8 protein-coding genes are annotated in these 18311 nt (G+C 71.6%); 4 read left to right on the top strand and 4 right to left on the bottom strand.

Annotated features, from left to right (window positions below):
- Nucleotides 1–18: 18 nt before the first annotated feature.
- From ACQP2X_RS34740 to ACQP2X_RS34750, 3 genes are all read right to left on the bottom strand, one after another.
- Complete coding sequence (locus tag ACQP2X_RS34740; protein WP_498689151.1) at nt 19–9213, bottom strand: amino acid adenylation domain-containing protein; 9195 nt, start codon at nt 9211–9213, stop codon at nt 19–21.
- 153 nt (nt 9214–9366) lie between these two features.
- Nucleotides 9367–11607, bottom strand: coding sequence for an ABC transporter permease (locus ACQP2X_RS34745; RefSeq protein WP_498689153.1), 2241 nt, complete (start codon nt 11605–11607; stop codon nt 9367–9369).
- A complete protein-coding gene (locus ACQP2X_RS34750) occupies nt 11604–12263 on the bottom strand; it encodes an ABC transporter ATP-binding protein (protein ID WP_498689155.1) in 660 nt (219 codons plus the stop codon). Before ACQP2X_RS34750 ends, ACQP2X_RS34745 begins: the two co-directional genes overlap by 4 nt.
- A gap of 131 nt (nt 12264–12394) precedes the next feature.
- Between ACQP2X_RS34750 and ACQP2X_RS34755 the strand changes: the two genes are divergently transcribed.
- Genes ACQP2X_RS34755 through glpK form a run of 4 tightly spaced genes read left to right on the top strand, consistent with a single transcriptional unit; the run spans nt 12395 to nt 16619 of the window.
- Entirely contained in the window at nt 12395–13690 is a 1296-nt protein-coding gene (locus ACQP2X_RS34755; RefSeq protein ID WP_498689157.1) for a sensor histidine kinase, read from the top strand.
- The gene (locus tag ACQP2X_RS34760; protein WP_498689159.1) at nt 13687–14349 is read left to right on the top strand and encodes a response regulator; all 663 of its coding nucleotides are present in this window, start codon (nt 13687–13689) and stop codon (nt 14347–14349) included. The genes ACQP2X_RS34755 and ACQP2X_RS34760 overlap by 4 nt, the downstream gene beginning before the upstream one ends.
- Nucleotides 14350–14376: 27 nt before the next feature.
- Complete coding sequence (locus ACQP2X_RS34765; RefSeq protein WP_498689161.1) at nt 14377–15144, top strand: IclR family transcriptional regulator; 768 nt, start codon at nt 14377–14379, stop codon at nt 15142–15144.
- On the top strand, nt 15141–16619 hold the full coding sequence (glpK, locus tag ACQP2X_RS34770) for a glycerol kinase GlpK (protein ID WP_498689162.1): 1479 nt from the start codon (nt 15141–15143) through the stop codon (nt 16617–16619). The genes ACQP2X_RS34765 and glpK overlap by 4 nt, the downstream gene beginning before the upstream one ends.
- On the opposite strand, the gene ACQP2X_RS34775 is transcribed toward glpK, so the two are convergent.
- A complete protein-coding gene (locus tag ACQP2X_RS34775; protein WP_498689164.1) occupies nt 16609–18279 on the bottom strand; it encodes an alpha/beta hydrolase in 1671 nt (556 codons plus the stop codon). The two genes, glpK and ACQP2X_RS34775, sit on opposite strands and share 11 nt — an antisense overlap.
- Nucleotides 18280–18311: the final 32 nt, after the last annotated feature.

An 18311-nucleotide genomic window follows, 5' to 3' on the forward strand; every position in this document is an offset into this window, starting at 1 on the left:
CTGACGGGTTCGGTCGTGTCACGATCGGGGCATGGGGCGCAGCGCCGGGCGCACAGATCTGGTGCCGAGCTGGTCGGCCAGTTCGGCCGGGGTGGGCCGGTCGAACAGCAGCCTGATCTCGAGGTCGACGCCGAGGGTGGCCCGGATGCGGGAGACCAGGCGCACGGCCAGCAGCGAGTGCCCGCCGAGGTCGAAGAAGTTGTCGTCGACACCGACCGCGTCGAGGTCGAGAACGTGGGCGAACGCGTCACACAGCTGCGCCTGCTCGGGGGTGCTGGGTGCCCGGACGGCGCCGGAGTCGCGGCGTTCGGGCGCGGGGAGAGCCCGGCGGTCGAGCTTGCCGTTGGCGGTCAGCGGCAGTTCCGGCAACACCACGACCACGGACGGCACCATGTAATCGGGCAACCGCCGAGCCAGCACCGACCGCAGATCATTGTCCTCACCAACGACATAGGCCACCAGCCGGTCATCACGCACAACCACCGCCGCCCGCTCGACCCCCGGATCGGCCAGAATCAGCTGCTCGACCTCACCCGGCTCCACCCGGAACCCACGCACCTTCACCTGCTGATCCGCACGCCCGACAAACACCAACTGCCCATCCGGCAACCGCCGCACCAGATCACCCGTGCGATACATCCGTGCGCCAGCCTCATACGGACAAGCCACGAACCGCTCACCGGTCAACCCCGGCCGCCCCACATAGCCCCGCGCGACACCAGCACCGGCAACATAAAGCTCCCCGGTCACTCCCACCGGGACCGGGCTCAACGCGTCGTCGAGGACATACAGCCGGGTATTCGCCAACGGACGACCAATCGGAGCCACACCATCGCCGGTCAACTCAGCGGTCGCCACACCAACCGTGGTCTCCGTCGGCCCGTAATGGTTGAAAGTCTTTCCCTCGAAGGCCAACCCGGGCGGCACCGCCTCACCACCGAACACCAACGACTTGCCCGGCATCACCGCATCGACGGACAGCGCTGCGGCGTGGGACGGGACCACTTTCACGTGATCGATGCGGTGCTCCGCGATGTACGAGGCCACCGCAACCGGATCGGTCACCTCGTCGATGATGTGCAACTCGCCGCCGGTGGCCAGGCTCGTGAAGACCACCGTGTTGCCGAGGTCGGTCACCTGGGGCTGCAACAGGCCGTAGCGGCCACCGTTCCAGCCCAACCGCTGCGACACCGACGACACATAGTTGGCCAGCGAGCCGTGGGTGACCGCTACGCCTTTTGGCCGGCCGGTCGAACCCGAGGTGTAGATGACGTAAGCCAGCATGCGCGGGTCGATGTCCACATCCGGCGAATTTTCCGGATATAGCGACACCATCGGGTCATCCAGAGCAACCAACGGCACCCGACCCACCGGCAAATCGTCAAGCTCCAGACCAAGCACCAACGCCGCCCGGCTGTCGGCCAACATGAACGCGATCCGCTCCACCGGCATCCGCACATCGATCGGCAGATAAGCCCCGCCGGCCTTCCACACTCCGAGGATCGCCGCGATCATGTCGATGCCGCGCGGCAGACACAGAGCCACCACCGCATCGGGGCCGACCCCCTGCGAGCGCAGATACTGCGCTATCTGGTTGGAGCGGGCGTCCAACTGCGCGTACGACACCTCGACCCCATCGGCGACTACGGCCACCGCCGAGTGCCTTGGGATGGACGAAAGCACCGAAGCGGCCGGGATCGGCGCGGCCGTGTCGTTCCAGGTGTGCAGCACCAACTCGCGCTCGGCTTCTTCGGTCACCGTGACCGCGTGCAAGCGGACCGCCGGTTCGGCGGTGACGGTCTCCAGCACCCGGATCAGCCAGCCGGTGATCCGTTCGGCCGTGGACGCGTCGAACAGGTCGGCCGACGCGGTGACCACGCCGCGCAGCCCGCTCGGCTCGCCCCTCTCGTCGAGGACCTCGCCGACCAGCACGTCCAGGTCGAACTTGGCGGTCGGCCGCCCGGCGAACAGCGACCGCACCTCCACCCCGGACAGCTCCAATCCGGCGTCGGTCTCGTCCAGCGGCGCCGTGTTCAGCATCGTCAACACGACCTGGAACAGCGGATGCCGCGCCAGCGACCGCGCCGGCGCCAACTCCTCCACCAGCCGCTCGAACGGCACGTCCTGATGCGCGAGGGCCCCGAGGCTCGTCGCCTGCACCCGCGACAGCACCTCCCGGAACTCCGGATCGCCCGACAGGTCGGTCCGGATCACCAGCGTGTTGACGAAACACCCCACCAGATCATCAAGACCAGCGTCCGTACGCCCGGCCACCGCCGAACCGATCGGAATGTCGGTGCCGCCACCCAGCCGCGACAACAACACCGCCACCGCCGCCTGCAACACCATGAACACCGTGACGCCCTCGGCCCGGGCCACCTCGGCCAGCCGCCGGTGCACCTCGGCCGGCACCCGCAGGGGCACGCTGTGCCCGCGGTGCGAGGCGACCACCGGGCGCGGCCGGTCCACCGGCAACGCCAGTTCCTCCGGCGCGCCGTCCAGGGCCTGCCGCCAATACCCCACCTGCGACGACAACAGGTCGTCGCTCAGCAGTTCGCGTTGCCACAGCGCGTAGTCCGCGTACTGCACCGGCAGCGGCTCGAACACCGGGGCCTCACCCCGCGACCGCGCGGCGTACGCCCGCGACAGATCCTGTCCCAGCTTGCTCATCGACCAGCCGTCGCTGGCGATGTGGTGCAGCACGAGCACCAGCACCTGCTCCCCCGGCCCCGACCGGAACAGCCACGCCCGGACCGGCACCTCCGTGGCCAGATCGAAGGCGTACCCGGTCGCCTCCCGCAACGCCACCTCGGAAAACTCACCCGTCCACAGGCGCCAGTCCAGCTCGGCCGGAGCCAGGATCCGCTGGTACGGCTCGCCGTCCACCGCCGGATAGACCGTCCGCAGAGCCTCATGCCGCACCAGCACGTCCCGCAACGCGCCCTCCAGCGCCCCAGCATCCAGATCACCCGACAAACCGAGCACGACCGGAGCGTTGTACGTCGCGCTCGGCCCCTCCATCTGAGCCAGGAACCACAACCGGCGCTGCCCGAACGACAACGGCACCCGCTCGGGGCGCGCCCCGACGGCCAGAACCGGCCGGTGCGACCCCTCGGCGTCGAGGTCGCGGAGCTCGCGGGCGAGCTCGGCCGGGGTCGGGCGGTCGAACAGCAGCCGGATCTCCAGGTCGGCGCCGAGGGTGGCCCGGATGCGGGAGACCAGGCGCACGGCCAGCAGCGAATGCCCGCCGAGGTCGAAGAAGTTGTCGTCGACACCGACCCGGTCGACGCCGAGGACGTGGGCGAACGCGTCGCACACCAGCTGCTCGACGGCATCGGCGGGCGCGCGGCCCGGCCCCGCGCCCGCCCCGGCGCCGGGCTCGGGCAGGGCGCGGCGGTCCAGCTTCCCGTTCGCCGTCAACGGCAGCGCCGCCATCGTGACCACGATCGAGGGCACCATGTGCTCGGGCAGACGCGCGGCGGCGAAGTCCTTCAGAGAGACGTCGCCGTCAGCCACCACATAGGCGACCAAGCGATCGTCGCGCGCGACCACCACCGCCTGCTCGACCAGCGGATGACCGCGCAGCACGGTCTCGACCTCACCGGGCTCGACACGGAACCCGCGCACCTTCACCTGCTGATCCGCCCGGCCGGCAAACACCAGCTGCCCATCGGGCAGCCGCCGCACCAGGTCACCGGTGCGGTACATCCGCTCACCGGAGCCGAACGGACACGCCACGAACCGCTCACCGGTCAGCCCCGGCCGGCCCACATAGCCCCGCGCGACACCCGCGCCGGCCACGTAAAGCTCCCCGATCACGCCGAGCGGCACCGGATCCAGGGAGTCGTCCAGCACGAACAGATGGGTGTTGGCCAGCGCACGACCGATCGGCGCCACGCCCTCGCCGGTCAACTCAGCGGTCGCCACACCAACCGTGGTCTCGGTCGGCCCATAGTGGTTGAACACCTTCCGGCCCAGTACGGCCAACCCCGGCGGCACCGCCTCACCACCGAACACCAACGACTTCGCCGGCATCACCGCCTCGACGGACAACGCCATCGCGTGCGAGGGCACCACCTTCACGTGATCGATCCGGTGCTCCGCGATGTACGAGGCCACCGCAACCGGATCCGTCACCTGATCCAGAATGTGCAACTCGCCGCCGGTGGCCAGACTCGTAAAGACCACCGTGTTACCGAGATCGGTCACCTGCGGCTGCAACAACCCATAGCGGCCACCGGACCAGCCCAGCCGCTGCGACACCGAGGACACGTAGTTGGCCAGCGAGCCGTGGGTGACCGCGACACCTTTGGGCACACCGGTCGAACCGGAGGTGTAGATGACGTAAGCCAGGGTGCGCGGGTCGATCTCCACCGCCGGCGGGGTTTCCGGGCACAGCGACACCATCGGGTCGTCGAGAGCAACCAGCGGCACCCGGCCCACCGGCAGATCGTCGAGAACCTCCGCCAAGCCGAGGACCAGCGCGGCTCGACTGTCGTCGAGCATGAAGGCGATGCGCTCCATGGGCATCCGCGCGTCGATCGGCAGGTAGGCGCCGCCCGCTTTCCAGACTCCGAGGATCGCCGCGATCATGTCGATGCCGCGCGGCAGACACAGAGCCACGACCGAATCGGCGCCGATCCCCTGCGAGCGCAGGTAGTGGCCGATCTGGTTGGAGCGGGCGTCCAACTGCGCGTAGGACACCTCGACGTCACCGGCGACCACGGCGACCCCCGACTGCCTCCGGAAGGACTCCAGCACCGGCGTGCCGGTCCGGCCGCGCGGCACTACGGCTCGCTCCACGTCGCCGGCCAGGCGGACGGCCCGCAACCGTGACGACGGCTCGGCGGTGACGATCTCCAGCACCCGCACCAGCCAGCCGGTGATCCGTTCGGCCGTGGACGCGTCGAACAGGTCCGCGGCGGCCGTCACCGTTCCCCGCAGCCCGCCCGGCTGCCCGTGGTCGTCGAGGACCTCGCCGACCAGCACGTCGAGGTCGAACTTGGCGGTCGGCCGCCCCGGGAACAGCGACCGCACCTCCACCCCGGACAGCTCCAACCCGGCGTCGGTCTCGTCCAGCGGCACCGTGTTCAACATCGTCAACACGACCTGAAACAACGGATGCCGCGCCAGCGACCGCGCCGGCGCCAACTCCTCCACCAACCGCTCGAACGGCACATCCTGATGCGCCAGCGCGCCCAGCCCGGCCTCGCGAACCCGGGCCAGCACCTCCCGGAACTCCGGATCGCCCGACAGATCGGTCCGGATCACCAACGTGTTGACGAAACACCCCACCAGATCATCAAGACCAGCGTCCGTACGCCCGGCGACCGCCGAACCGATCGGAATGTCGGTGCCGCCACCCAGCCGCGACAACAACACCGCCACCGCCGCCTGCAACACCATGAACACCGTGACGCCCTCGGCCCGGGCCACCTCGGCCAACCGCCGGTGCACCTCGGCCGGCACCCGCAGGGGAACCCGATGACCCTGATGACTCGAGACCGCCGGGCGCGGCCGATCCGCCGGCAGGTTCAGCTCCTCCGGCGCACCGGCCAGCGTCTCCCGCCAGTAGCCGACCTGCTGCGCCAGCCGGTCCTCGTCGAGCAGATCCCGTTGCCACAGCGCGTAATCCGCGTACTGCACCGGCAGCGGCGCCCAATCCGGAGCCACACCGCGCGACCTCGCCGCGTACGCCGCCGACAGGTCCCTGGTCAGCGGGCCCATCGACCAGCCGTCGGCGGCGATGTGATGCAGCACGAGCACCAGCACCTGCTCCCCCGGCCCCGACCGCAACAGCCACGCCCGGACCGGCACCTCAGTCGCCAGATCGAAGGCGTACCCAGTCGCCTCCCGCAACGCCACCTCGGAAAACTCACCCGTCCACAAACGCCAGTCCAGCTCAGCCGGACCCAGAATCCGCTGATACGGCTCACCGTCCACCGCCGGATAGACCGTCCGCAGAGCCTCATGCCGCACCAGCACGTCCCGCAACGCGCCCTCCAGCGCCCCAGCATCCAGATCACCCGACAAACCGAGCACGACCGGAGCGTTGTACGTCGCGCTCGGCCCCTCCATCTGAGCCAGGAACCACAACCGGCGCTGCCCGAACGACAACGGCACCCGCTCCGGTCGCGCCTGGGCCGACAGGGCCGGCCGGGTCGTGTCCACCTCGGCGACACGGCCGGACAGACCGGCCACGGTCGGCGCGTCGAACAGGGCCCGCATCGGCAGGTCGACGCCGAACAGCTCGCGCAGGCGCCCGATGAGCCGGGTGGCCAGCAGCGAATGACCGCCGAGGTCGAAGAAGTTGTCGTCGACCCCCACCGCGTCCAGCCCCAGCACCTCGGCGAACGCGTCGCACAGCAGTTGTTCGGCGGGAGTGCTGGGCGCGCCTCCCGACCCGGCCGCCGCCGCGAAGTCCGGATCGGGCAGGGCGCGGCGGTCGACCTTGCCGTTCACCGTCAGCGGCATCGCCGCCAACGTGACGAAGGCGGCCGGAACCATGTGCTCGGGCAGCCGCTCGGCCGCGAAGCTCCGCAGTGACGCCGACAGGCCGTCCTCAGTGGACACCACGTAGGCGATCAACCGGTCGTCCCGGGCGGTCACCGCCGCCCGGGAGACGGCCGGGTGAGCGGTCAGCACCGCTTCGACCTCGCCCGGCTCGACGCGGAAGCCGCGCACCTTCACCTGGTCGTCGGCCCGCCCGAGGAACACCAGCTGCCCGCCGGGGGTCCAGGACGCCAGGTCGCCCGTGCGGTACATGCGTTCGCCGGAGCCGTACGGGCACGCGACGAAGCGGTGCCCGGTCAGGCCCGGCCGGTTGAGGTAACCGCGCGCGACCTGAGGGCCGGCCACGTACAGCTCGCCGGCCACCCCGGCCGGCACCGGCTCCAGACCCTCGTCGAGGACGAAGGCCCGGGTGTTCACGACCGGCTCGCCGATCACCGGTGCGTCCTGCTCGCCCAGGGGGGACGACATCGTCGCGCACACGGTCGTCTCGGTCGGCCCGTACGCGTTGATCAGCCGCCGGCCCCGGGACCAGCGCGACACCAGTCGGCGATCCAGGGCCTCGCCGGCCGACACCAGCGTGCGCACCGCGGGGAACGTGGCCGGGTCGGAGGCGGCCAGCACCGCCGGCGGCAGCGTCGCGTGCGACACCTGGAAGCGCCCCACCACATCGGCCAGGCCGCCGCCGCGCAGGGCGTCCGGGCCGGCGACGACGAGGGCGGCCCCGGAGCACCAGGCCATCACCATCTCCCACACGGCCGCGTCGAAGCCGGCCGACGCGAACTGCAGAACCCGGTCGCCCGGCCCCACGCCGAGACGCCCGCGCTGCGCGGCCACCAGGTTGACGGCGCCTTGGTGGGTGACGGCCACGCCCTTGGGCGTGCCGGTGGAGCCCGAGGTGTAGATGACGTACGCCAGGCCGCCGGCGTCGATCCTCACCCCCGGCGAGTGTGCCGGGCCGTCCGCGGCGGCCACGTCCACGGTCAGCACACCGCGCACCGGCAGGTCGTCGAGCACCTCTTCGGGGCCGAGCACGACGATGGCCCGGCTGTCGGTGATCATGAAGGCGATCCGCTCGGCCGGCAGCGTCACGTCCACCGGGAGATACGCGGCGCCCGCCTTCAGCACGGCCAGCTGTGACACCACCAGGTCGACGCCGCGCGGCATCGCCACGGCCACCAGCGACTCCGCGCGCACTCCGAGGCCGCGCAGATGCCAGGCCAGCCGGTTGGCCCGCTCGTCGAGCTGCGCATAGCTCAGGGTGACGCCATCGGCCAGGAGAGCCGGCGCGTCGGGGGCGGCCGCGACCTGCCGGTCGAACAGTTCCACGAGATCGCCGCCGGGCGTCCCGGCGGCGGTGGCGTTCCAGTCCACCAGCACGGCGCGGCGCTCGGCCGGGTCGAGCAGGCCCACCCGGCCGACCCGATCGGCGGGCCCGCTTCCGGCCAGGGACTCCAGCACGCGCGTGAACCGCCGGGCGATGTCCGCGCCCTCGGCGCCGTCGCGGACGGCCGGGTTCACGTCGACGTCCACCTCGAGCCCGCCGGCGCCGGTGCGGTCGTAGACGTCGATCCCGATGTCGTCGACCGGGCCGCCGGTGAGGCTGTGGACCGTGAAGACGCAGTCGCCGAAGCGCGCCGAGTAGTCGAAGGTCATCGGGTCGACCTTCACCGAGTAGAGCGGCGCGCCGGCCGGGCGGCCCAGGTCGCGCAGGAGCTCCTCGAAGCGGTAGCGCTGGTGGGGCAGGCCGGAGCGTACGGTCCGGGTGGTCCGCTCGATCAGCTCGGCGACCGTGGTGCCCGGCCGTACGTCCAGCCGCAGCGGCATGAGGTTCGTGGTCTCGCCCACGGCCCGCAGTTCCCGCGTTCCGGTGCGGCCCAGCACGGGAACGCCGAGGAGCACGTCCCGCGCCCCGGTGATCCGGTGTTGATGGAGCGCGGCCGCCGCGATGACCAGTCCGGCCAGGTTCGTGCCGTGCCGGGCGGCCGCCTCGCGCAGGCCGGCCGCCGTCTCCGGCCCGATCGTGCGGGAGTGCCGCACCGGGCGCACCAGGTTCGGGGCCGCCGGCCGTCCGCTTCCGGCCTCGGGCAGGGCCGCGAGCCGGTCGAGCCAGTAGCGCCGGTCGCGCTCTTCCGGCGGCGATCCCCGGTACGCCCGGTCGGCCTCCAGCAGCACGGACAGCGGCTCCAGGCCCGGGCCGGACGGGTCGCGGCCGGCGAGCGCCGCCGAGTAGTGCTCGGCCACGCGGGCGCTGAACAGCGAGCTGCTGTAGCCGTCCACGGCGATGTGGTGGAACCTCTGGTACCAGAAGTGCCGGCGGGGCCCGGCGACGAGGACGGCCGACCGGGAGAGCGGTTGGTGGAGCAGGTCGACCGGCCGCGCCGCGTCCTCGCGCATCCACCGCAGCGCGGCGGCCACCGGATCCGGCCGGTCGCCGAGGTCGACGACCTCGACCTCGTCCGGGACGTCGCCGGCGTACTGCCGTGGTTCGCCGTCGACCGTCCGGAACCGGAGGCGGAACGCCTCGGCCTCGCCCAGGGCCGACCGGACCGCCCGCGCGAGCAGAGCGGCGTCGAGGGTGCCGTGGATGTCGTGGTACTCGCTGATGGTGAACGCGACGCTCTCCGGTGCGAGCTGCTGAGCGGTCCAGACGCCCCGCTGGGCGGCCGTCAACTCCACTGAGCCCGCTTCGATTGCGACCATGCTGTCCTTCCCCGTCGTCGCGCGCGTCGCCCGGAACGACGGCTGTGGTAGGCCGGTCGCGCCATTACAGCGAAGGTCCGAGCGCCCGACAACGTGGCGCTCGAACACTTCCGCCCTGTCCAATCGGCACCGGTCCCGCAGTTGAACGGGGCGCTATTCGGTACGAAGGGCCACCGCCGTTCGCGTGCGGGCGGCCCATCCGGCCGGGAGGAGGGCGCCGATCGCGGCCAGGATCAGGCCGGCCAGGGTCAAGGTGAACAGCAGGCCGGGGGCGTACACGTCGATGGTGCTCTCCGGGAGGCGGATGCCGGCCCCGCGGGCCATGGCGGGCACCGCCCAGTGGTGCACGAGATAACCGGCCGGGACGCCGGCGGCCCCGCCCAGCAGGCCGGCCACGCCGACCGAGGCGACCACCATGGCGGCGGTCTGCTTCGGGGTCATGCCGATCGACTTCTGCACGCCGATGTCGTGCACCCGGTCGCGCGAGTCGAGGACGACCGCGTTGAGCACGCCCAGCGCCGCCACCGAGACCAGGAGCGCCGTGAGCAGGGCGGTGAGCGAGTTCAGCACGATCAGCGTGCCGTCGGCGCCCTCGGCCTGTGTGGCCTCGGCCGCTAGATTCCGGCTGGTCAGGGACTGAAGATAGGCGGCTTTGTCGGTGCCCGGCTCGAGCTTGACGTACCACTCGAACGGCGATGTCAGGCCGGGCATGCTGCTGACGTCGGTGTAGAGGTGGTTGTTGGCGCTGCCGTCGAACACCTCACCGACGAGCGTGAACGGCTCGTGACCGGCGCCGGTGACCGTGTCGCCGATGTTCTTGCCGGTGGCCGTGAGGAACCCGGTCGTGACGACCGCCTCGCCCGGAGCGGCGTACCAGCGGCCTTCGAGCATCTCGTAGCCGGCGGCGCGAGCGTCGCCTGTGGTGACGGTCCCGTGCGCGGCCTCGCGCAGCCCGTCGACGGTGATGTCCGCCGGTCCGCGGCCGTAGTAGCTGCCCGTTCCCGGTGTGGCGGCGATGACGGCGCCCGCCTCCCTGTCGTTGGCGTTCGGGCTTGGATGGACCACCACATCGGCCGAGGTGACGGGCTTCTGGTCGGCCGCCTGGATCATGCGCAGCGAGGCGCCCAGGCCGATGGCGAACGTCGCCGCCGCCGTGCCGAACGCGACCGTCAACAGCATGGCCAGCAGCCGGGCCCGCCGCGTGAACGGCTGGGCGAGCCCCAGGCTGAGCGGCCTCGGCAGCCCGGAACGGGCGGCCAGGCGGGCGGCCAGACGGCCCCGGCCGCTGAGCGGGGTGCGGCCGACCGCGAGGGCGTCCACCGTGCGCAGCCGGGCCGCCCGCCACGCGGCCGGGGCCGCGGTCGCGGCGATGACCAGCGCCGCGGCGACGATCGCGGCGGCGTCGACCCAGGGGGTGACCGACATCGGGACGGTGCCAAACAGGTCGGCCACGTCGGCGGTCAGCGGCACCGTGAGCAGGTCACCGGCGACGATGCCGAGGACCGCGCCGATCATTCCCGGGATCAGGGCCTGGGCCAGGCAGGCCCGCACCACCTGGGCCGGTGTCAGCCCGAGCGCCTTCATGACGCCGATGCGGCGGGTGGCCGAGGCGACCGTGCCCGCGGCGACGTTGCCGATGACGAGGGCGGCCAGGGCCAGGCCGATCAGCCCGAACGCGCTGAGCAGGGGCACGAACAGCTGGGTACGGTGCGCGGCGTCGTCGCGGACACCCAGCCAGGACTGCGTCTGTGCGCCGGGGCCGAGGGCAGCCTGGTGTGCGGTCATCGCGGTCTCGGTGCCGGCGTCGGCGTACCGGTAGAGCATCTGCCAGCCGGTCTGGCCGAGCGCGGCGGCCTGATCGGGTGTCACCCAGCCCTGCGCGGTCTGGCTGATCGACCGGGCCTCGCCGACCACCGTCAGCGTGGATCCGTTGTCCACACTCAGGACCGTTCCGGCGGGGATCCTCAGGTTGCTGCGGGCCACCACGACCTCGCCCGTGGCCCGCGCCCAGCGCCCGGACAGCAGGGTCACCTGGTCGATCGGATCGCCGGCCGGGTCATCTCGCCCGACGACCTTCAGCGCCATGGGCGGCATGCCCTGGAGGCCCTCGGGCCGGACAGCGGCCGTGGCCACCGGGAAGGGGCCGATCGCCTGCCCGGCCCGCGACGCGGTGGCCGCGGCCTGGTCCCTCGTCGTCGCCTTCGCGTCGAAGAACGCGGTGAGGTGCGCGCCGTTCTGGCCGTCGAACGCGTTGGCGAACGGCGCCGAGGAGGCGGCCAGCAGCAGGCCGGCCAGGACGGTCGCGGTGACGGCCATCGCCGTCGCCGCGATGATCACGAGGGTGGAGACGCGGCGCCGCTGAGCGCCCCGGACGACGGTACGGACGGCGCTCATCCGGCTGCCACCTGCCCGTCGACGAGACGTACGGTGCGGGTCGCGACGGCCTCGGCGAGGACCTCGTCGTGGGTGACCAGGACGATGGTCTGGCCGTCGGCGTGCAGGTCGATCAGCAGCTTGCGCACCTCGGCGCCGGACGCCGTGTCGAGCGCGCCGGTCGGCTCGTCGGCCAGCAGGAGCGGCGGCCGGTTCATCAGGGCCCGCGCCACGGCCACCCGCTGGCGTTCCCCACCGGACAGACGGCCGGGATAGGCGCCGGCGTGCCGGTCGATGCCGAGCGTCTCCAGCAGCTCGCGGGCCCGTCGGCGCGAATCGGCCGAGGGCCGGCCGGCGATCTGGGCCGGCAGCAGCACGTTGTCGGTGACGGTCAGGTCGTCGAGCAGGTTGAAGAACTGGAAGACCAGGCCGATGGTGGCCCGGCGATAGCGGGCGGCCGCGGCCTCGCCGAGCCGGTCCACACGGGTGCCGCCGACCGTGACGCTGCCCTCGGTCGGCCGGTCGAGGCCGGCGATCAGGTTGAGCAGCGTCGACTTGCCGCTGCCGGACGGTCCGAGCAGGGCCAGGCACTCGCCCTCGGCGACCTGGAGACTCAAGTGGTCGAGGGCGGCCCGGTCGCCCTCGTAACGACGGCTCACATCAACGACATCAATCATGGACGGGACGCTAGGGGCGACCGAGCGCACAGGTCGTCGGCCGTGGGAGCCCCCTTTCTTCCCGGTGTCATCCTTGCGGCGTAGTCCAGAGGTGGATGCGTGCGGTCGACCCGCCCCGACACAATGAGCGGATGCTGCCCCTGTTCGCGCGGGCGTTGCGCCGCTCCGGCCCGCAGCCACGGATGACCCGCCGCAACTGGGCCTTCGACGCGCTGCTGGTCGTGGTCTTCGTCGTGGTCGCGCTCAGCGGCACCAACATCACCGAGCACCTGTTCGACACCACCAACGACGTGGCGATGGTCGTGCCGCCGGATCTCCCTGATTTCCCGGATCCTCCGGAACCGGCGGAACGCGGGCAGGTTCCGGTCGACCCGTGGGGGAACGACCTGCGCGAGATACGCGACCCGCAGAGCCCGGGCTGGATCGCCATCGCCGCGATCCTGCCGCTGCTCATGCGGCGCCGCTATCCGCTGGCCACCCTCTCGGTCATCCTCGGCATCACGGTGCTGTCGCTGCACGGCGTCGAGCCGAGCACCGACATCCTGCGCGTCTCCTTCTACGCCTGCGTGATCGCCGGGTACACCGCCGCCGCGTACAGCCCCTACCGGATGTGGGCCCTGGCCGCGCTGCCGGTGGCGGCGCTGCTGTACAGCTCGTTCCCCGACCTGGCGGTGCCGATCGTGCCGGTGGCCTGGGTGCCTTTCCTGGTGCTGCTGCCGATCGGGCTGGCCGTGCACGGCATGCGCACCTGGCGTGAGAGGGCCGACCGGCTGCGTCAGGAACGCGCCGACGCGACGCGGGAGGCGGCCCGCCAGGAACGCGCCCGCATCGCCCGCGAGCTGCACGACATCGTCACCCACAACGTGTCCATGATGGTCATCCAGGCCGGCGCCGCCCGTAAGGTCCTCGACGACGCGCCCGAGGCCGCCCGCGACGCCCTGTTCGCCGTCGAGGAGGGCGGTCGCGCGGCGCTGGGTGAGCTCCGCGGTGTCATGGGCCTGCTGTCGGCGGCGGACGACCAGGACGACCTCGCCCCGCAGCCCGGCCTGGCCCAGTTGCCGCCGCTGATCGACCGGGTGCGGGACGCCGGCGTCGACGTCGAGGTCACGACCAGCGGCGACCCCTACCCGCTGCCGGCCGGCCTGGAGCTCGCGGCCTATCGCGTCGTGCAGGAAGCGCTCACCAACACCGTGAAGCACGCGTCCGGCGCCCGGGCCACGGTCGACGTCGCGTACTCGCCGGACGGGCTGCGGATCACCGTCACCGACACCGGCGGGCGGCCGACCCCGGAGGCCGCCCGGTCCACGGGCCGCGGGCTGGCCGGGCTGCGTGAAAGACTCGCCGTCTACGGCGGAACCCTGCAAGCCGCCGCCCGCCTCACCGGCGGCTACCGCGTCCAGGCCCGACTTCCGCTGGAGACACCATGAACGGAGTGCCGCTGCGGGTCGTGATCGCCGATGACCAGGCCCTCGTGCGGGCCGGTTTCCGGATGATCCTGGCCGCGGACGGCATCGACGTGGTGGCCGAGGCCGAGAACGGCGCCGAGGCGGTGGAAGCGGTCCGGCGGGTGGGGCCCGACGTGGTCCTCATGGACATCCGCATGCCGGACATGGACGGCATCGAGGCCACCCGCCGCATCCTGGCCGCCGCCGGTCCGCCCCGGGTCATCATGCTGACCACGTTCGACCTCGACAACTACGTCTACGCGGCCCTGGGCATGGGCGCCAGCGGCTTCCTGCTGAAGGACGTCACGCCCGAATATCTGGTCGCCGCGGTCCGCATCGTCCGCGACGGCGACGCGCTGCTCGCCCCGAGCATCACCCGCCGCCTCGTCGAGCGTTTCACCACGCCCGAGCCGCGCGACTCGCCCCTGCACCGCGACCTGGCCACCCTCACGCCGCGCGAGCGGGAGGTGCTGACCCTGGTCGCGCAGGGCCTGAGCAACGTCGAGATCGCCGGGCGCCTGTTCCTGTCCGAGGCGACGGTGAAGACCCACGTGGCCCGCGTCCTGGCCAAGCTGGGCCTGCGCGACCGGGTCCAGGCGGTGGTGGTCGCGTACGAGACGCGGCTGGTCACGCCGTCCTGAGCCGCCGATCGTGCGACAATGCCGCACGTGCCCGGCATGATTCAGTCCGTCGAGCGGTCGTCGGCCGTGTTGCGCCTGCTCGCGGCCGGTCCAGGGCGGCTGCGGGTCAAAGAGGTGGCGGACGCGCTCGGGCTGCCGAAGTCGACGGCGCACAGCATCCTGCGCACGCTCGAGCACGTCGGCTTCGCCGAGCAGGACCCGCGCACCGCCCGCTACCGGCTCGGCCGGGGCCTGCTGGAGCTCGGCCGGGGCGGCATCGACGTGAACGAGCTGCGCTCGCGGGCCCTCGACTGGGCCGACGCGCTGGCCTCCCGCACGGTCGAGTCGGTACGCATCGGCGTCCTCGACGGCGCGGGGGTGAAGGTCGTCCACCATGTCTTCCGGCCCGACGACACCAGCCAGTCCATGGAGATCGGCCTGGTCATTCCGGCGCATGCGACGTCGCTGGGCAAGGTCCTTCTGGCCTACGACGCGCCGGCGGCCGACGCCGCGGTCCGGGGCGGCCTCGACCCGTACACCCGGAAGACCTTGACCGATCGGCGGGGCCTCGCCGCCGCACTGACCGAGATCCGCCGCCAGGGCTGGGGCGACGCGGTCGAGGAATGGGAGCCAGGTCGCGGGGGCATCGCGGCGCCGATCCGCGGCATCGGTGGGCTGGTGGTCGGCGCGATCGGCATCTACGGTCCGGTCGAACGCGTCTGCGACGCCCGGTTGCGCCCCCGCCCGGCCCTCGTCGCCCAGGTCCGCGCCACCGCCGAGTCGATCACCCGAGACCTGACCGGCCCGCGCTCATGACCGAGCGCTACGTCCTGGCCATCGACCAGGGGACCACCTCGACGCGGTGCATTCTCTTCGATCGGCGGGCCACCGTCGTGGCCGTGGCCCGGGCCGAGCATCCGCAGAGCTATCCGAAGCCGGGATGGGTCGAGCACGACGCCGCGCGGATCTGGCGGGACACCCAGAAGCTGATCAAACGGGTGATGGCGTCGGCCGGGATCGAGGCGTCGCAGGTCGCCGCGATCGGCATCGCCAACCAGCGGGAGACCGCCGTCGTCTGGGACCGGAAGACCGGGGTGCCGGTGGCGCCGGCGATCGTCTGGCAGGACACCCGCACGTCCGCGCTCGTCTCCGCTCTGGACGCCGACTTCGTCCGGGACCGGACCGGGCTTCCGCCGGCCACCTATTTCTCCGCGGCCAAGGTGCGGTGGCTGCTCGATCACACGCCGGGGCTGCGGGCCCGCGCGGAGAAGGGCGAGGTGCTCTTCGGGACGATGGACAGCTGGCTCATCTGGAACCTGACCGGGGGCAGACACCACCTCACCGACGTCACCAACGCCAGCCGGACGATGCTGATGGACCTGGCGACGCTGCACTGGGATGCCTCTCTCGTCGATGTGTGCACGATCCCACACGCGATGCTCCCCGAGATCCGGTCCTCGTCCGAGGTGTACGGGGCGGCCGACTCGGTGTTGCCGGGCGTGCCCATCGCGGCCGCCATGGGCGATCAGCAGGCCGCGTTGTTCGGGCAGACGTGCTTCGCACCCGGTGACGTCAAATGCACGTACGGCACCGGCGGTTTCCTGCTCATGAACACCGGACCGACGCCGGTGCGGTCGACGCACGGACTGCTGACCACTGTGGGTTACCGGATCGGGAGCGAACCGGTGGCGTACGCCCTGGAAGGCTCCATAGCCATCGCCGGATCACTCGTGCAGTGGGTGCGTGACGGGCTCGGGCTGATCGGCACCGCCTCGGAGATCGAGACGCTGGCCGGCACCGTGACCGACAACGGCGGCTGCTACATCGTGCCCGCCTTCTCCGGGCTGTTCGCGCCGCACTGGCGCAGCGAGGCGCGCGGCGTGATCGTCGGGCTCACCTCGTACATCACCAAGGGCCACCTGGCCCGGGCCGTGCTCGAGGCCACCGGCTGGCAGACCCGCGAGGTGGTCGACGCCATGAACGCCGACTCCGGGCTCGCCCTGACCACGCTCAACGTCGACGGCGGGATGACCTCCGACAACCTGCTCATGCAGATCGTCGCGGACGTGCTCGACGTGCCGGTCGTCCGGCCGATGGTCGCCGAGACGGTGTCGCTCGGCGCCGCGTACGCGGCCGGGCTGGCCGTCGGCTACTGGTCCGACCTGCAAGATCTGCGCAACAACCGGCACCGGGCCGGTCGCTGGGTCGCGGCCATGGACGCCGAGCGGCGCGCCGCCGAATATACGAGGTGGCGGCGCGCCGTCGACTGCGCGGTGTTGTTCAGCTCCTGAACTGCTCGCTGTGCAGGGCGAAGGAGCGGTCGAGCTTGGGCATCCAGTACGAGTCGGCGTGGTTGCCCGGGCCGAGCTGGTAGTCGTGCTTCACGCCCTTCGAGGCCAGGGCCACGCTCATGGTCCGGGCCGCGGTACCGAAGCCGTACTCGTCCGAATCTCCGCCGTCGAAGTAGTAGGTGTGCCGGCCGAGCTCGGCCGCCGTCATCGACTGCACCAGCTTGATCGGCTGGAGGTACGCGTTGGCCGCGCGCTCCTCGGCCGTGCCGACCAGCGGGGCCAGGCTCAGCGCGCCGATGTGACTGGCGATCGAGCTGAACAGCTCGGGGTGGGTGAGGCCGAGGGTGAAGGCGCCCTGCCCGCCCATCGACACGCCGGTGATGCCGCGGTGCTCCCGGTCGGGGATCGTGCGGTAGACCCGGTCGACCATCGGCAGCACCTCCTTGACGATCATCGACTTGTAGTTGCCGGCCGACGTGTCGACGTACCAGCCGCTGCCGCCGTCCGGGAAGACCACGATCATCTCGGCCAGGCCCTTGTCCTTGATCAGCTTGTCGAGGACGGTGCCCATGTCACGGGCCTCCCACTCGATGTTGCTGCCGTTGAACCCGTTCAGCATGTAGACGACCGGGAAGCGCTTCGCGGTCGTACGGGTGTAGCCCGCCGGCAGGTAGACGTTGAACTGGACGCGCTTGTTCATCGCCGCCGAGACGTAGCTGTCGCGGAAGAAGCGGGACTGGTCGCCCAGCTCGACGCCCTTGCGCGGGTCGAAGTGCAGCAGCTCGCGGGTGGGCGGCAGCAGCTCGGTGCCGTCGGTCGCGGTCCAGCTCCGGATGGTGTCGACGACGATGCGGCCCCTCTCGTCGACGAAGACCTCGGCCTGGGCGTCGGTCAGCCTGACCCGCTTGTTCCAGGCCTTGATCTCGGAGAGCCGCCTCGCCGCCGTGTCGCCCTGGTGGAAGAAATCCTTGGCCAAGGTCGAGGCGTACGTCCTCAGGTCGCCCGCGGCGATGGCACGGTGTTGCTTGGTGAGCAGCGCGCAGGCGTACGCCAACTGGCTCTTGCTCGCGGCTTTGCCCCCGCGGAAGTGGGCCTTGGTGTAAAGGCCGACCGGGCCGGCGTAGAAACCGCCGCCGCCGGTGCCGTCGTAGACCCGGACCGCGATGGTGTTGGCGCCGCCCCAATTCAGCAGCCCGTCGGCCGGGTAGTACTCACGCGGCACCTCCCAGGTGGAGTCCAAATCGGGCGGGAAACCCCCGGTCCGGCCGATCTCGGTGCCGTTGAGGAAGGTCTGGTCGGCGTCGTCGATCTGGCCGAGGGTCGCCATGACGGCCGAGTCGGTGACGCCGGACGGGCGCGCGGGCAGGGTGAAGGTCTTGCGATACCACGCGAAGCCGTCGTAGTTCTTCAGATCGGCCTCGTTGTTCCAGTTGTCGGGCACGCTCCACGATTTCCACGCGGCGTCGTCGAACGACGGGGCGGCCCAGGCGACGTCGTCGCCGGTGGTGAACTTCCAGCCGCCGCCGGCCAGATCGAATCCATAGTCGACCGAGCCGGTGGTGGCGCACGAGGTGTCGGCTGACGCCTGCTCACCGGTCGAGACGACCACCCCGCCGGCCAGGAGCAGGGTGAGAAGCGCGCGAGAGATTCTGCGAGACATTTGACCGCCTGAACAAAGTCAAACACGAAACA

The sequence above is a fragment of the Actinoplanes sp. CA-131856 genome (assembly GCF_050956135.1).
Taxonomy (GTDB): Bacteria; Actinomycetota; Actinomycetes; order Mycobacteriales; family Micromonosporaceae; genus Actinoplanes.

What these genes read in the sequence shown, in the direction of transcription:
- ACQP2X_RS34740 (WP_498689151.1), bottom strand. Translation starts at nt 9,213, where the DNA reads ATGGTCGCAATCGAAGCGGGCTCAGTGGAGTTGACGGCCGCCCAGCGG.
- ACQP2X_RS34745 (WP_498689153.1), bottom strand. Translation starts at nt 11,607, where the DNA reads ATGAGCGCCGTCCGTACCGTCGTCCGGGGCGCTCAGCGGCGCCGCGTC.
- ACQP2X_RS34750 (WP_498689155.1), bottom strand. Translation starts at nt 12,263, where the DNA reads ATGATTGATGTCGTTGATGTGAGCCGTCGTTACGAGGGCGACCGGGCC.
- ACQP2X_RS34755 (WP_498689157.1), top strand. Translation starts at nt 12,395, where the DNA reads ATGCTGCCCCTGTTCGCGCGGGCGTTGCGCCGCTCCGGCCCGCAGCCA.
- ACQP2X_RS34760 (WP_498689159.1), top strand. Translation starts at nt 13,687, where the DNA reads ATGAACGGAGTGCCGCTGCGGGTCGTGATCGCCGATGACCAGGCCCTC.
- glpK (WP_498689162.1), top strand. Translation starts at nt 15,141, where the DNA reads ATGACCGAGCGCTACGTCCTGGCCATCGACCAGGGGACCACCTCGACG.
- ACQP2X_RS34775 (WP_498689164.1), bottom strand. Translation starts at nt 18,279, where the DNA reads ATGTCTCGCAGAATCTCTCGCGCGCTTCTCACCCTGCTCCTGGCCGGC.